This is a genomic window from Alteromonas sp. AWQ4_252, assembly GCF_056158205.1.
Genome location: NZ_JBSWSV010000001.1, coordinates 2,856,445 through 2,871,641, shown reverse-complemented (window position 1 = coordinate 2,871,641; position 15,197 = coordinate 2,856,445). Strand labels below are relative to the sequence as shown.

At 44.4% G+C, this 15,197-nt stretch carries 11 protein-coding genes; 6 read left to right on the top strand and 5 right to left on the bottom strand.

From position 1 onward, the window contains the following. Positions 1 to 15: 15 nt before the first annotated feature. Positions 16 to 2,016: a methyl-accepting chemotaxis protein gene (locus ACXACM_RS12655; RefSeq protein ID WP_474822135.1), complete on the bottom strand. Its 2,001-nt coding sequence runs from the start codon at positions 2,014 to 2,016 to the stop codon at positions 16 to 18. Between the two features lie 468 nt (positions 2,017 to 2,484). On the opposite strand from ACXACM_RS12655, the gene fur reads away from it, so the two are divergent. Continuing rightward, positions 2,485 to 2,910 carry a ferric iron uptake transcriptional regulator gene (gene fur / locus ACXACM_RS12650; RefSeq protein WP_474822134.1) on the top strand — a complete coding sequence of 142 codons (426 nt, stop codon included), beginning with the start codon at positions 2,485 to 2,487 and terminating at the stop codon, positions 2,908 to 2,910. Positions 2,911 to 2,943: 33 nt separating this feature from the next. Here fur and ACXACM_RS12645 read toward each other — a convergent pair whose 3' ends face one another. The 4 genes from ACXACM_RS12645 to ACXACM_RS12630 are packed head-to-tail and all read right to left on the bottom strand — an operon-like array spanning position 2,944 to position 6,201. Further along, positions 2,944 to 3,810 (bottom strand): aminotransferase class IV, encoded by an 867-nt coding sequence (locus ACXACM_RS12645; RefSeq protein ID WP_474822132.1) that lies wholly within the window; start codon positions 3,808 to 3,810, stop codon positions 2,944 to 2,946. A 10-nt stretch (positions 3,811 to 3,820) separates the two neighbouring features. Further along, positions 3,821 to 4,759 carry a 5-oxoprolinase subunit C family protein gene (locus ACXACM_RS12640; RefSeq protein WP_474822131.1) on the bottom strand — a complete coding sequence of 313 codons (939 nt, stop codon included), beginning with the start codon at positions 4,757 to 4,759 and terminating at the stop codon, positions 3,821 to 3,823. Continuing rightward, positions 4,752 to 5,438, bottom strand: a complete 687-nt coding sequence (locus ACXACM_RS12635; protein WP_474822130.1) for a 5-oxoprolinase subunit B family protein — start codon at positions 5,436 to 5,438, stop codon at positions 4,752 to 4,754. Before ACXACM_RS12635 ends, ACXACM_RS12640 begins: the two co-directional genes overlap by 8 nt. Before the next feature lie 28 nt (positions 5,439 to 5,466). After that, entirely contained in the window at positions 5,467 to 6,201 is a 735-nt protein-coding gene (locus ACXACM_RS12630; RefSeq protein WP_474822128.1) for a 5-oxoprolinase subunit PxpA, read from the bottom strand. A 66-nt stretch (positions 6,202 to 6,267) separates the two neighbouring features. On the opposite strand from ACXACM_RS12630, the gene ACXACM_RS12625 reads away from it, so the two are divergent. The 5 genes from ACXACM_RS12625 to ACXACM_RS12605 all read left to right on the top strand — a co-directional run bounded on the left by ACXACM_RS12625 (position 6,268) and on the right by ACXACM_RS12605 (position 15,162). Beyond that, positions 6,268 to 7,107 (top strand): CvfB family protein, encoded by an 840-nt coding sequence (locus ACXACM_RS12625; RefSeq protein WP_474822127.1) that lies wholly within the window; start codon positions 6,268 to 6,270, stop codon positions 7,105 to 7,107. Between the two features lie 11 nt (positions 7,108 to 7,118). After that, positions 7,119 to 7,517, top strand: a complete 399-nt coding sequence (locus tag ACXACM_RS12620) for an OsmC family protein (protein ID WP_474822126.1) — start codon at positions 7,119 to 7,121, stop codon at positions 7,515 to 7,517. 207 nt (positions 7,518 to 7,724) lie between these two features. Continuing rightward, the gene (locus tag ACXACM_RS12615) at positions 7,725 to 8,795 is read left to right on the top strand and encodes an efflux RND transporter periplasmic adaptor subunit (RefSeq protein ID WP_474822124.1); all 1,071 of its coding nucleotides are present in this window, start codon (positions 7,725 to 7,727) and stop codon (positions 8,793 to 8,795) included. A 24-nt stretch (positions 8,796 to 8,819) separates the two neighbouring features. Then, positions 8,820 to 12,113, top strand: a complete 3,294-nt coding sequence (locus ACXACM_RS12610) for an efflux RND transporter permease subunit (RefSeq protein WP_474822123.1) — start codon at positions 8,820 to 8,822, stop codon at positions 12,111 to 12,113. Next, positions 12,106 to 15,162, top strand: a complete 3,057-nt coding sequence (locus ACXACM_RS12605) for an efflux RND transporter permease subunit (protein WP_474822122.1) — start codon at positions 12,106 to 12,108, stop codon at positions 15,160 to 15,162. The genes ACXACM_RS12610 and ACXACM_RS12605 overlap by 8 nt, the downstream gene beginning before the upstream one ends. Positions 15,163 to 15,197 lie beyond the last annotated feature (35 nt).

The following is a 15,197-nucleotide window of genomic DNA, read 5'->3' as shown; positions in this document are numbered from 1 at the left end:
TGACTGCTCGCTTTGTTATAGCTGAAATCTATCCACGACCACCCGCAACCGATCCATTTGTGTATCAACCTGACTAATTGATTGGTTTGCTCTGCGAGTTATTTCGGCACTGGCATCAGCTAAGTTTACAATCCCTTTCAGGTTATCCGCTACATCTGCAAGTAATGTGTCTTGGTTTTGTGTATCTACAACAAAACTCTGATTAATTTTCTTTAGTTTAACTATCAAATCCTCGATCGTAGCCATTTCTCCGTGTACATCCTGACTAATACTCACACATTGCTGTGAATTATCCAGGCTGAGCTTTATGGCATCTACAGCTTGCTTAGCATCTCGCTGTAAGCTCGCAATCATTACTTCTATTTCTTCTGTTGAGTCATGGGTTTTACTCGCCAAAGTCCGGACTTCATCTGCTACTACGGCGAAGCCACGTCCCTGCTCTCCCGCTCTAGCAGCTTCAATTGCAGCATTCAGTGCTAGCAAATTGGTTTGATCGGCAATAGTTTTGATAACATCTAAGATGGTACCAATTGACTTACTATTGACTTCCAAACGGTGAATGATAGAGGAGGACTCTTCTGCTTGTGTTGCTTGCCGCGATACTTGCTGTAGATTTTCATCTACCATTGATGAAGCTCTAGATGTGTTGTCTGCGACATGATTTAACGTGTCCATGGCTACGAGGATATCCTCAAGTTTTCTTTGGCTCGCTTCACGTAAGTCATCCGTGCTCTTTGAAGTTTCACGTACCTTAACACGCTGTTTATCTACTTCTTTGAGACTTTTTTCGCCCAACGCAACACTTCCACCGGAGACCGCTAACAATTGCTTCTCCTGTTCATGGATGTTGCCAATGAGTTCCCGAAGTGCATCCGTTAAACTATTCACTTTTTTGGCGAGAGCTGAAAACTCATCACTACCCTTTTCTTCCAAACGGATATTTAATCGTCCATTACTAATTTTAGTCAGGCCGTCATTTATTGTCTGCAACGGTTGTGCAATGCTACGCCTTACAACAAGTGATAATACAAATGCTGCAATCAAGCCAAGTCCAGAAACAATAAGCGTATTTAACAGGCTCTCTTGTACTGTACTAAGAATAATATCCTGCCCTTGTAAAGTTGAATTTGAAACGTCCTCATAAAGTACATTTATTGCATCAACAGTTGCTTGTAATTCGTTAACACCATCCACCCTTGCTAACCCAGTAGTTTCAATTTGCTTTATTTTTGACTGTTGCAGTTCAACTATGCCATTAGTGTTTGTGAGCACCTCAGAAATAATGGCGTACTGTTCGTCAAACTGCTCCATGATACCTTCAGTGTTTATCCCCTCTGCCATGCGGTATAAATAATCAATATCGACCCGCAGATTACTAAGCTGATAGTCAAGGTCATTTAATAAGTTCTCTGACTTTAGCTTATCGTCGGTATTCACTACATCAGAAACCAATTCGCTCAAACCTAATAATTTATTATCAATATTGGAACCAAGCCCGGCCAGAGCATCCATATCCGGGGAGTCACTTTCTATAAAGCTCAAATCCATCATGAGTGCACCTGCCTCATCAATTGCTTCTACAGCCCGAGCTTCCAAAGTTTGGAGCTGAGTTTGAAGTTGAATACGCTGTGCTATCGCCTTGTACATCTCGCGGCTATTGCTGATAAATTTCACCGCACTCGTTGAGACAATTAGCGCACTGTCATTATCCGGAAAACTTTCTTTCAGCCCGACAAGTTGGCCTTCAAAGTCCTGTAGCAAGTGGGAAAACTGTGTTCGATTTTTAGTAAGGGACGCTTGGTCATCAGTATAAAAACCTGTTGCAGTAATGGCTACGAGAGACAATGCATCACTTTTCAGAGCCACCATTCTTGATTGCAAAGGCATTATTTCATCTACAACACGTTCTGCTGCGCCACGAATACCATTTAGACTCATGAATGAAAGTGAACTGACAATAAGAAGTAAGCATCCAAAAAGAGCAAAAGCAAATGTAATTTTACGGACAACAGTCATGCGCATTCTAACTTCACCCACACACTATTTTTAACAAAAAAATTAACATACATTCTTGTTAAAAAATAAAACATTATGTAAAAGTAGCAAGAAAAAGCGCTACTTTCCAATCAAAATGATCATAAATGTCACTAAAAGCCCACATAACACAAATCTATTCAGCATAGAAAAACCTCAATCTTATATATAATCTATTTACATTTTGTACACATAACTTCCATTAAAAGCCTGCACGTTCTAACCGGTCAACTGATTCAATTGTCACTTAAGCGGCTAAGCTACCTAACCTAACTCTGTTTAGTCGGAATTATAATATTATTAGGCTGTCTCACTGGTAGTTTGTGCAATCAACACTAGTGGCCATTCAGATAGTTTTTCTAGCTGCAATTTCTCGCTTTTACTTTTAAATCTGAGCAAAGTACCTATAATGTGCGGTAAACCAAAAAGCGCTTCTAAAAGTGGTAATTTATGGACCAAAACAAAGAACTGAAAAAAGCGGGATTGAAAGTAACCCTTCCTCGTTTAAAAATTTTGCAGATCTTGCAGGAACCCGCCAATCAGCATATCAGTGCCGAAGATGTGTATAAAATCTTGATAGAACAAGGTGAAGAGATAGGCCTGGCAACAGTATATCGAGTACTCAATCAGTTTGATGATGCAGGCATATTAAACCGTCATCATTTTGAAGGCGGTAAGTCCGTTTTCGAAATAAGTCACAAAGAACACCATGACCACTTAGTGTGTTTAAAGTGTGGCAAAGTTATCGAATTTGAAGATGACGTAATTGAGCAAAGGCAGATCGAAATTGCCGAACGGAATAATATAAAGTTGACCCATCACAGTCTTTATTTGTACGGCGAATGTACAGACGACAATTGTGAAGGAAAAGATTAAAAAAAAAGCCTGCTATTACATGCAGGCTTTTTTTTATAACTCAAATTTGTGACGGTTAAAACTCTCAATTGCTTCCAGCCAGACAAGACCGACTTCGCCATTGCCAACAGGCTTGTCGTCGACATGAGTTACGGGCGCAATTTCCTTGCTGGAACTGGTAAGCCAAACCTCATCTGCTTCTTTTAATTCATCTAAACTAAGTGACCGTTCTACTACATCAATACCATCCATAGATAAACTTTTAATCACCAGATCCCGGGTGATACCGGGTAGAATCTGGTTGTCTAATGGAGGCGTTACTATTGCGCCATTTACAACGGCAAACACGTTACAAGCACTGGCTTCTGTTATCTGCTCATTGTCATTGTATAAAATGACTTCCTGCTTACCTGCCGCTTTGCCTTGCTGAAAATGCAAAACATTACCCAATAACGATGTAGATTTGATATTGCATCGTTGCCAACGTTTATCGCGCTCCGTAATGACAGAAAATGTCGCTACTCTTTGACGGTCGGCGACCGGCGGCGCTGCGCTGGCAAAAGCAAATGCGAACACTGTGGGTGCCACATTATCTGGGAAACCATGGGCCCGCTGCATTACAGTACCTCTGGATACCTGAATGTAGATACCAATAGAGTCAGATGCCAAAGCATCGTGGTTCTTGAGAACTAAGTCAGTGATCAGACTTTGCCATTGATCTGCGCTTTTTGGGTTAGAAATTCCTAACGCCGCCAAGCCATTATCAAGCCGTTCGAGATGACCTCGCAATCCTACAGGCCGCCCAGACAATGTTGGTACGACCTCGTAAATGCCATCACCAAAGAGAAAACCTCTATCCATAGGAGAGATCCGGGCTTCTTCAAGAGGCAAAAATTCACCGTTTAAAAATGCTACTGCCATCGACTTTACACTAATCCTTATAAAGAGAAGATCTAAACCGTTGCTTTAACAACCAACAACTTCTGGCGTCATTTGCATCAGTTCGGGTAAAAGACACAACGTCTGAGGGCACGGCTTGCGCAAGACGGCCAATATCATAAGGCGCTATTGAGCCCAACTTGGGATACCCCCCCAACGTCTGTCTATCGCGCATCATTATAATCGGCTGACCATCTCCGGGCACCTGAACAGAACCCAGATTTATGCCTTCCGACCGCATAGTTCGAGAATTTGCCTTAACTGTCGACCCCTGCAATCGATAGCCCATTCTGCTGATTTGGGAAGTTACTTCGTATGATGACGTGTAGAAACGCGCAAGAGAAAGGCTACTAAATTGCTTCTCCTGGTAACCGGCTACCAGTGCTAAAGGCGTTGTGAGTTGGTAATCAGGTCTTTGTTCATCAGGAATTGTTCGGGTTTCATGTACAAATGAAAACCTGGCTGGCAATACATCGCCACTTTGTAATGCCCTGCCCTTGCCATGGATACCACCGAGTTTTTCTCTGGCAATAGTGCAAACCGAACCCGCTATCAAGGGCAATTCCCAGACCCCGTGTAACCCGACATTGGCTCGCTGACCTAACCGATGAGGTTCTACTGAGAGCTGTTGACCCGGCGAAAGGTGAATGGTTGTCCACGTTGGCATTTGACGTTGATTAACCATTACAGTAATTTCAGGGCCGCAAATTGCCATCGAAGTTTTTGCCGAAACTTCGAACTCGCATCTCCCCATCACCTCTAATGCCGGCGTATTTAACGGGTTACAACACAACCAATTAGCCATTTCGAAAGCTTCTGCGTCCATAGGGCCGCCTTCACACAGCCCTTGTTCCTGGCCGTGGGTTCTCCCCGCATCAACAATAATACTCACCATGCCAGGGTTGACCACTGTGAGTAACGAATCAGTCATGCCAACTCCGGTAATCTTGCTCGTCGATGGAATAAAAAGAAAGTGTATCTCCCATTTGCAGGTAGCCCGAAGGTGAGGCATCAATGTCAAACAACGGAATGGGGCAAAGCCCGAGAAGATGCCAGCCTCCAGGAGATTCACTGGGGTAAATAGCACTTTGTCTGTCAGCAATAGCAACAGCTCCCGCCGGCACTTTGCTTCTGGGACTGGCGAGACGGGGCATTGCTAGAGATGGCGGATTTTCCCCTAAGTAAGCAAAGCCCGGTGCAAAACCCACTGCAAATACTTTAAACCTTGTAGCAGTATGATGTTCGATTATCTCGATATCAGATAATCCTGTATGAGAAGCAATTAAGTGCAAATCGTTTGCATGAGGAGCACCGTACCAGACAGGTATTTTGTGGTGTGATGCCTGGCGTTTTTCCCCCTCGCTGACTTTCAAACCTTTTAGATAATGATAGACACCATGGTTGTCAATTTTGTACGGGTCAAACACAACAAGTAAAGAATCGTAAGACGGGATGAGATGCTTTAACCACGACGGAGGATTGTTCTTTAAGTAATTATGGTATGTCTCCACCTGATCATTCTGTTCGGGCAGATCTAAACCTGAAAAATAACAAATTAATCCATCCATTCCTGCAGGTTCTATCGCTGAAAATGGTACAAACGGCTGCAAAATTACTCCTATTACTTGACGTGAACCTTCATACAATACGCAGCAAATGACTAAAACGTGCTGCCATCTCAATAGCGCCAGGTGAATCACCGTGCACACATAAGGTATCAGCTTTTAGCGCTAACTGTTTTCCACTCTCGGTTATTACAACCCCTTTCGATATCATCAATTCCACCTGCGCTTCAGCCTCCTGAGCATTCAACACAGCACCAGGCTGATCTCGTGGTGTCAACAAACCTTCATCGGTATATCTTCGGTCTGCGAATGCTTCAAACATAAGCGGCAAGGAAAATTCTTGGGCTTCCTTGGCTAGCGCTTCTCGATGTGGTGTTGCCTGAATCATCAACGCCATCCTACCTTGCCCGACTTCTGAAACCGCAGCCATGACAGCCAGACACAACTTTTTGTTTTTTAACAAATCATTGTATAGTGCACCATGAGGTTTTACGTAATCTACGCTACAGCCCTGGCTTATTGCAAGACCGCATAAAGCCCCAACCTGATATTGAATCATCGCTTTAACGTCATCTGGTGGAATTACCATACTGCGGCGACCAAAACCCTGCAGATCAGGATATGCCGGATGTGCACCAATACTAACCCCAGCTTGCTTGGCAAGAGCAATGGCTTTTTTCATTACAATCGGGTCCCCAGCGTGATAGCCACAGGCGATATTAGCTTGGTCAATATAAGACATAATGGCTTCATCTACTGGCATCTGCCAGGCTCCGAATCCTTCCCCGAGATCACAATTCAACTTCATAATGGTTTAGCAATAACTGACAATTGGTTATCATACTACCCGCATTTACTTTTACAGTCAGTTCTGATGATTAAAATTGGAAAAACAAATACGTTGCACGTAGCCGCATCCCTGCCCTTTGGATATCACTTAGCATCGGACAACCCTGATGATCCTATGGTTTTATTACCACAAGATCAGGTTACTACCCCCCTTAAAGACGGTGATGAGGTGTCAGTGTTCGTAGGCACCGATGAAACAGGCAATCTTCAGGCGTGGACAACACCACCGCTGGCAGAAGTGGGCGATACCATTGTATTAAAAGCTGTTGGCGCTACCCATTTCGGCGGCTTTTTTGACTGGGGGCTGAGTAAAGATCTACTGGTCCCTGCCGGGATGCAGGAAAGTCCGGTTAATCAAGGCTTTAATTACGTTGTTCATATTTATTATGACGACAAGACCAATCGCATTCTTGGCGCAACCAAATTGCACCACTTTCTTAAGGAAACAGGGGCTGAAGTTAAACCAGGGGACACTGTGCAGTGTTTGGTATATGCAAAAACTGAACTCGGCTTTAAGGTAGTGATAAACCGCTCGATCCTGGGACTTATATTTCATAGCGACGCATTTGTGAAACTTAAGATTGGTCAGGAAATTGAAGGCTATATAAAAAGCGTGCGTGAGGACGGGAAAATTGATGTCGCTCTGCAACGTACAGACAAAGTTGGCAGAAACAACCTTGAGACCGCCATTTTGGAAGATCTTGAAGCTTATGGCGGCGTATCTACACTTACCGATAAAAGTAAACCAGAAGACATATACACCCACTTTAATGTGAGTAAAGCGGCGTATAAAAAAGCACTGGGCGCACTTTACAAAAAGCGTCTTATCAGCATTGATAAAGACACCATCAGATTAAATAAATAAGCGAACTAATTATGAAAGCGAAAGTTGTTTGGGACAAAGACCTTACGTTTACCGGTACCACGGAATCCGGTTATAAAACGGTTATGGACGGTAACGGGCAGGCCGTATCTCCTATGGAATCTGTTTTACTTGCCGCTGGCTCGTGTTCGAGTATTGATGTAGTAGAAATACTCAAAAAAGGCCGCTTTGATATCACACATTGCGAGTGCGACCTTCAAGCCGAGCGGGCTGAAAAACCGCCTCGTGTATTTACCAAAATCACTGCAACCTATTCAGTCAAAGGTAAAGGATTAACAGATAAAGCCGTAGCACGAGCTGTGCAACTCTCTGCACAAAAGTACTGTTCAGTGATGTTGATGCTTGCTGGAAATGTCGACATCGACACCCACTACAACATCATTGAAGATTAAAATTTCGCCACTTCCTGTTTAATATGGAAGTGGCACTTTCGCCACTAATTAGTCAGTCTCGCCAAATAATAGCCAACACTTATTTTCCTACCGCGTTCAAAAAGAAACAAACCACTGATCTATAAAGTAAAATTATTTATTTATTTTCTGGCACAGTGAGTGCTCAATGGAAAGTATTAAAACAATACTTTTTTACGGGCCAAGATCATGGAAACTAGAAATATTCATTTAATGGGAACTTCACTCGCGTTGATTTTACTCTGTATGCCGCTTACTGGATGTGGCAATGCAAGCGCCGACGATGAACCCCAAAAGGAAGAGGCCATTGCCTTATCAATTCCTGTTGAGGCAACAAAAATTGAAAGAGGTGTCATTACATCAAACTACGCCACATCAGCCATTCTTGAGGCGAAGCAAGAAGCGTTCGTGGTTGCGCGAGCGTCAGGTATCATTGAAGACATCTTCGTTGAAGAAGGTGATTATGTGGAAAAAGGTCAGGTTCTTGCGCAACTCGATAAGCGTCGCTACGAACTCAACCTCATAAAAGCCAAAGCAGACCTTGCAGGTATTGAACAAGAACTTGCAAAAATAAACGCCGTTTACTCAAGAAAACTCGTTAGCGAGGACGTGTTTGAGAAGCTCCAAGCGCAATTTGACGGTGCTAAAGCGAACGTAGAATTAGCAGAACTCGATCTTAAAGAAACCATTATTACTGCGCCCATCAGTGGTTATATCGCCGAACGAAATGCTAAAGTCGGCAATCTTACCGAATCATTTCAACGTGAAAGAATGTTTCACATTGTTGAGCAAAAATCCCTTCAGGGAATAGTGTATTTACCGGAAAGTGAGCTGCCTCGGATTCAAATGGACCAAAGGGCAACGCTACGGGTTCCTGCTTTAGAAAATATCAATGTACCAGCGAGTGTAAGTAGAATAAGCCCGGTTGTTGACGCAAACACCGGTACATTCAAAGTGACACTCCACGTACCCAATGATAAGGGAAGCCTTAAAGCGGGTATGTTTACCGAAGTCGCACTCAATTACGCTACCCGCGAAAATACCCCACTACTTCCACGCCAGGCACTGGTGAGTATTGATAATCAGAGCAATGTGTTTGTCGTAAGAGAAGGCAAAGCACTGAAAGTACCTGTCACTTTGGGTTTTGAGGAAGGCGATCTGGTTGAGATCACCAACGGACTTACCGGTGGTGAAACTGTTGTCACTGTCGGTCATCAGAATCTCAAGGATCAATCGCCCGTTGATGTGGTTAACGGCTAACTATCTGAAAAAAGGAGTATTCAGATGAGTATTGTAAAACTCGCCGTAAAGAGACCCGTCGCCATTGCCATGTTCACTGTCGCAGTATTGCTGTTTGGTATGGTTTCCCTCGGCAGGCTATCGGTAAACCTGCTACCCGAACTCTCGTATCCAACGCTTACGATCAGAACAGATTATAACGGCGCTGCGCCAAACGAGGTTGAACAATTAGTAAGCAAGCCTGTTGAAGAAGCCGTTGGCGTGGTTAAAGGTGTTAAATCGGTAAAATCTGTTTCCCGTCCAGGACAATCCGATGTTGTTCTTGAATTCGCCTGGGGCACGGACATGGATTTTGCAAGCCTGGAAGTACGCGAAAAACTCGACATTTTGCAGCTTCCTCTTGATGTAGAAAAACCCAGACTTCTCAAGTTCAACCCGAGTATGGACCCGGTAATGAAACTGGGATTGTCCCTTGCTCCTGATTTTACGGAAAATGCTGGCGAAAACAGCGTTGCAGAATTAAAACGTTTACGTCTTTACGCTGAGGAGCAAATTAAGCGTCGCCTGGAATCCATTGAGGGTGTTGCATCAGTGCGATTAGGAGGCGGCCTTGAAAACGAAATTCTGGTTGCGGTCGATCATCGAAAAGCCAGTCAGGTAAATGTAGAAATCAGCGACGTTATTACCCGCCTTCAGGAGGAAAATGTAAACACCGCCGGCGGACGTATCGATGCAGGCACGGAAGCGTTTTTAGTCAGGACGTTAAACGAATTTGAAAGTCTTAGAGACATAGAAAATGTCTATATACGTCAGTTTGAAGGACGTAATGTTCAACTCAAAGACGTGGCCACAGTTAGTAACTTCTTCAAAGATCGCGATGCCATTACTCGTTTTAATGGCGTTGAGGGAACAGAAATCGCTATTTATAAAGAAGGCGACGCCAATTCCGTTGACGTTGCGCAACGCGTCATAGAACGCTTGAATGAAATTAACACATCCCTGCCAGCTCACTATGACCTTGAAACTATTTACAACCAGAGCATCTTTATTAAACAAGCCATTGATGATGTAAAAGTATCTGCGTTAGTCGGCGGATTGCTCGCGATGCTGGTCATTTATCTGTTTCTGCGAAATTTCTGGACTACCTTAATTATCTCAATCTCCATACCTGTGTCTGTCATTGCCACATTCAATTTAATGTATGGCAACGATATCAGCCTCAATATCATGAGTTTAGGCGGCATTGCCCTCGCTGTAGGCTTGCTGGTGGATAACAGCATTGTGGTACTTGAGAATATCGACAGACACAAAAGAGAACGAGGGGAAAACAATGCGCAGGCAGCAGAAAATGGAACCCGGGAAGTAGCTGGTGCTATTGTTGCTTCTACACTCACAACCATGGCGGTGTTTGTTCCACTGATTTTTGTTGAAGGTATAGCAGGTCAGCTGTTTAGCGATCAAGCAATGACTGTGTCTTTTGCTCTTGCAGCCTCCCTGGTGGTCGCGCTCACCGTCATCCCTTCCCTCGCTGCGAGAAGTAAAAAAAGCGAACTGGCGCATGCCGCTGTGTTTGAGAAGGCCAAGCGCCGTCCAACCACGGTTTTGGGCTGGGCAGCAACAGTACTTGGCTTCCCATTTAAATTAGTGTTTGTATATATGCCAGCTGCTTTGATCACACTGGTTATAGGCACCTGGGCCATATTGGCAAAGATTTGTGGTTTTGTTTTTCGTCCAATGAGTCTTGGTGTATCAGCTCTATTTGATCGTCTTCAGCGTGGCTACGACAGTATTATAAAAATGGCTCTGCGTCAGCGCATACTTGTTCTCGTAGTTACGATACTTGTGACTGGCGCTTCAATCCTGCTGGTTCCTAAATTGGGGATGGAACTTATTCCCAAGCTGTCACAAGGAGAGTTTTTTGTTGAAGTAACGCTGCCTAGTGGAACCCGTGTGGAACGAACTGATAACCTTCTTGCTGAGCTGGCAAAAGTGACGAATTCACACCCAGACGTACAACGTACCTACTCTTTAGCGGGTACAGGTAGTTTACTCAGCGCCGCGCCTTCACAGGGCGGCGATCATTGGGGCAAACTCAATGTGGTCATGCAGCCAGAGGCGCCTTCTGAAGCCATAAACGCCGTGAAGGAAAAAATGCGCGTATTCTTACGTACCCAAGCTGGTGTTCAGAGTCAATTCGGAGAACCCGCGCTGTTTAGCTTTAGCGCACCGCTACAAATTCAATTACAAGGGTATGATCTCAGTCAGTTGCGCCTTTATAGCCAACAGATCATCAGTGAGTTGGAAACCAATAAACGATTTGCTGATATCACTTCTACGCTTCAAGCTGGTAACCCTGAACTTAAAATACGCTTTAACAACGCTAAGCTTGCCCGCCTGAATTTAGATGCAAAGCAGATTGCCGATACGGTTTCAGCCCAAATTGGCGGTAGTGTGGCAACTCAATACAGTATTGATGATCGCAAGGTAGATATATTAGTCCGCAGTAAAACGCAGCAGCGTGACAATGTTGCTGACGTCAGCGCTATTATTATTAACCCTCAAAGTGAGTTCCCACTGCCCTTAGGCGCAGTGGCAGATATCTACATGAGCACCGGCCCAAGTGAAATAACTCGGGTTAGTCAACAGCGCGTAGTTCTTATTGAAGCAAACCTGGCATTTGGTGATTTAGCTGATGCAGTTGCAGATGCGGACACCGCAATTGACGCCGTTACCCTGCCCTTATCAATGAAAGTCGCGGTAGCAGGTCAAAGGGAAGACATGGATGAAAGTTTCAGATCACTTCAATTCGCATTAGCACTTGCTGTGTTTATGGTATATCTGGTGATGGCATCCCAGTTTGAATCGCTCCTGCATCCACTGCTTATACTATTTGCAGTGCCACTAGCTGGGGCTGGTTCTGTTTTAGGCCTGTGGTTAACCAACACCCATGTGTCAGTCGTTGTATTTATCGGGCTTATCATGTTGTGCGGTATTGTGGTTAACAATGCCATCGTACTCATAGACCGTATTAACCAACTTCGTACTCAAGGTATGGATAAGTCCCCGGCTATTGTTGAAGCAGCTAAAAGCCGTCTACGTCCCATTATCATGACTACACTCACTACTATCCTGGGACTTTTACCCATGGCTATTGGCTTTGGTGATGGCGCAGAAGTGAGAACGCCGATGGCGATTACGGTTATCTTTGGCTTACTCTTTGCCACATTACTGACGCTTGTTGTGTTGCCTGTTTTATACAGCATATTTGATAACAAACGCTTTGCACGGGAATCAATTGCGACTATCTCCACCGGCCAGGGAGAAAATCACTATGGATAATCAACAGGTCGTTGGTGCTGGTCTGGCTCGATTTGCGTTGAGTCATCCGGTCACAATTAGCATGTGCTTTTTATCCATGCTGCTGTTTGGTGTACTTGCCGCTCAATGGCTGCCTCTGGAGAAGTTTCCAGGTATTGATATTCCCCAGATTGTAGTGGAAGTGCCCTATCGGGACGCCACTCCTGCCGAAGTGGAACGCATGATCACCCGTCCGATAGAAGAAGTATTGGCCACCATGTCCGGGATCAAGCGCATGCGTGCAACATCATTTGAAAATCGTGCACAGGTGTTTATTGAGTTCGATTGGGATGAAAATATCAAGGCAAAAAGCATTGAAGCCAGGGAAAAAATAGACGCCATCAGGCAAACACTCCCCGATGACGTGGAACGTATCCTGGTCTACAAATTTAATACTGATGATATGCCCATTTTTCAATTGCGCGTTTCCAGCGAGCGAGATTTAAGCAGTGCCTATGACTTACTTGATCGCAATCTTAAACGCCCGTTAGAGCGGGTTGCAGGCGTATCCAAGGTAGAACTTTATGGTGTATTAAAAAAACAGATCATTATTCGCCTGCTGCCGGAAAAATTAGCGGCTTTGCATATTGACAACCAACATCTGTCCACTCGGTTACAGAATGCTAATTTTTCTGCCACGGCAGGTTCTTTATCCACTCAAAATAAAATTGTTGTTAATCCGGTAGGAGAATTCACCACCATTGAGGATTTCGAGAACCTGTTTATACGTGAGGGTATTCGGCTCAAAGACATTGCAACTATCCGCTATGAAACACCAGAGCGCAGTGAAGGCCGCCATTTAGACAGAACCTATGCTGTTGGCTTTAATATTTACCGGGAATCTGGAAGCAACCTGGTGGAAGTGGCACAGCGGGTGATGGACGTCATTAACCAAGCACAAACAGACCCCGAGTTTAACGGCATCAGCCTTTTTGTCATGGACGATGTTGCCCATAGTGTAAGCACATCTCTTGGCGATTTAGTCTCCGCTGGTTTGTTGGGAGCCTTGTTGTCGGTTGGCATTTTATATTTATTTTTAAGACAATTAACTACCACGCTCATTGTGGTTTTATCCGTGCCCTTTTCTATCTGCATCACCCTTGGAGTGATGTACCTGATGGGGTATTCACTGAATATTTTGTCCTTGATGGGCTTGATGCTAGCGGTAGGTATGCTGGTAGACAACGCCGTCGTGGTCAGTGAAAGTATCTTCCAGGCAAGGCAAAGTGATGCAAATCCGATTCGGGCAACACAAACGGGTATCAGCCGGGTAAGTCTCGCTGTAATTGCAGGCACAGCCACAACTGCCATCGTCTTTCTCCCCAATATTGTGGGTGTGAAAATCGATGTAACTGTATTTCTTGAGCACGTAGCTATTGCGATTTGCATTTCCTTGTTTGCCTCTTTGCTGCTAGCGCAAACGCTCATTCCACTTCTCATATCAAAAGTGTCCGTGCCAACAGTTAAAAAGGCTTCTCCGCCAGCATACATAAATAGGTATGGAAAACTTTTGGGCTGGTCTTTACATCATCCAAAAACTATGGGATTCATCGCTCTATTGCTACTAGCCAGTACCGCTATTCCAATGAGCAGTATCAGTGGCGATGAAGAGAATAACGGTGATCAGGGACGGATTTGGCTCAACTATCATATGACCCAGAATTACAGTATGGATGAAGTCGAAAAAACCGTTGATAAGATGGAAACCTATTTATATGACAAGCAGGCCAACTTTCATATTAAACAGGTTTATACTTTTTTCGAAGCCGGTCACGCCGTTTCCGGTATTACTTTAGAAGACGAATTGCCTGTTCCCGTATCCGACATAAAAAAGAAGATACGAGAGGGAATGCCCAGTTTTGCCAGAGCCCGTCCATCTTTCGACTGGGATTCAGGAAATGGTGGAGGTGTTCGTATTACCCTGCTTGGCGAGTCCTCAGAAAAACTCCGTGAAATTGCAGATCAAATGGTGCCGGTAATTGCTGCTATCGATGGCTTAGAAGATGTCAAAGCTGATGTTGGCACCGAAAAACAAGAATATCAGATTAAGATAAATCGAGAGAAAGCGTGGCGTTTAGGCATTAAATCCAACGAAATTGGTAATTTGATCAGCACCGCTTTAAGAGGCGCAAATCTGCGAACATTCCGTTATGGGGATGCCGGAGAAATACAGGTAAGAATGATGTACGGGGAATCTGCACAAACATCATTGTCAGCATTGAGAAGCGTAAGTATTGGCAACGTGAATAATCAGCCCATTACGTTAGACATGGTAGCTGATGTTACCCAAGTGCCTCAATTGGCAGAAATTCGCCGTTTCTATCGTCAAACCGCGCTGTCAATAGGCGCTAATCTCGGTGAAGATATAACTGTCGAACAAGCCCGCGAACGAATAGAACAAGGTTTGCAATACATCACTTTGCCCACTGGCTATACATGGACACTTGACGGTAGTTTCCAGCGCCAGGATGAAGCATTCGCCGTCATGCAACTAAACATGTTACTGGCAATTGTGATGATTTACATTGTTATGGCGGCTTTGTTTGAATCTCTTTTATTACCCACTGCGGTTATAACTTCATTGTTGTTTTCGTTTAGCGGTGTTTTTTGGGCCTTTCTCATTACAGGCACATCCATGTCAGTTATGGGTATGATTGGCATGCTTATCCTGATGGGAATTGTGGTCAATAATGGCATCGTGTTGGTTGACAGGATAAATCAATACATCAATGAGGGCGTCGATTTATACACAGCAGTAGCAGAGGGCTGTATGGCCAGGATCCGTCCGGTGTTGATGACCGTTGCAACAACTGTTCTGGGCTTAGTGCCCTTAGCTGTTGGTACAACAAGGATAGGAGGCGATGGCCCACCATATTCTCCTATGGCCATCGCCATAATCGGAGGATTGATTTTCTCTACAATGACAAGCCTGGTACTGGTTCCCTTAGCATATGTAGCACTGCTGAAGCTAAGGTACAATGTACAGCGCTTGTTTTCGAACAGTAAGCAATGGGTGTCACGGTGGGTATGAAAAACCTGATGTAACAACACATTTTTCTGAACCGG

Coding starts and splice junctions, on each gene's coding strand:
- ACXACM_RS12620 (WP_474822126.1), top strand. CDS start 7,119: ATGAAAGCGAAAGTTGTTTGGGACAAAGACCTTACGTTTACCGGTACC.
- ACXACM_RS12640 (WP_474822131.1), bottom strand. CDS start 4,759: ATGACTGATTCGTTACTCACAGTGGTCAACCCTGGCATGGTGAGTATT.
- ACXACM_RS12605 (WP_474822122.1), top strand. CDS start 12,106: ATGGATAATCAACAGGTCGTTGGTGCTGGTCTGGCTCGATTTGCGTTG.
- fur (WP_474822134.1), top strand. CDS start 2,485: ATGGACCAAAACAAAGAACTGAAAAAAGCGGGATTGAAAGTAACCCTT.
- ACXACM_RS12610 (WP_474822123.1), top strand. CDS start 8,820: ATGAGTATTGTAAAACTCGCCGTAAAGAGACCCGTCGCCATTGCCATG.
- ACXACM_RS12655 (WP_474822135.1), bottom strand. CDS start 2,016: ATGACTGTTGTCCGTAAAATTACATTTGCTTTTGCTCTTTTTGGATGC.
- ACXACM_RS12630 (WP_474822128.1), bottom strand. CDS start 6,201: ATGAAGTTGAATTGTGATCTCGGGGAAGGATTCGGAGCCTGGCAGATG.
- ACXACM_RS12645 (WP_474822132.1), bottom strand. CDS start 3,810: ATGGCAGTAGCATTTTTAAACGGTGAATTTTTGCCTCTTGAAGAAGCC.
- ACXACM_RS12615 (WP_474822124.1), top strand. CDS start 7,725: ATGGAAACTAGAAATATTCATTTAATGGGAACTTCACTCGCGTTGATT.
- ACXACM_RS12625 (WP_474822127.1), top strand. CDS start 6,268: ATGATTAAAATTGGAAAAACAAATACGTTGCACGTAGCCGCATCCCTG.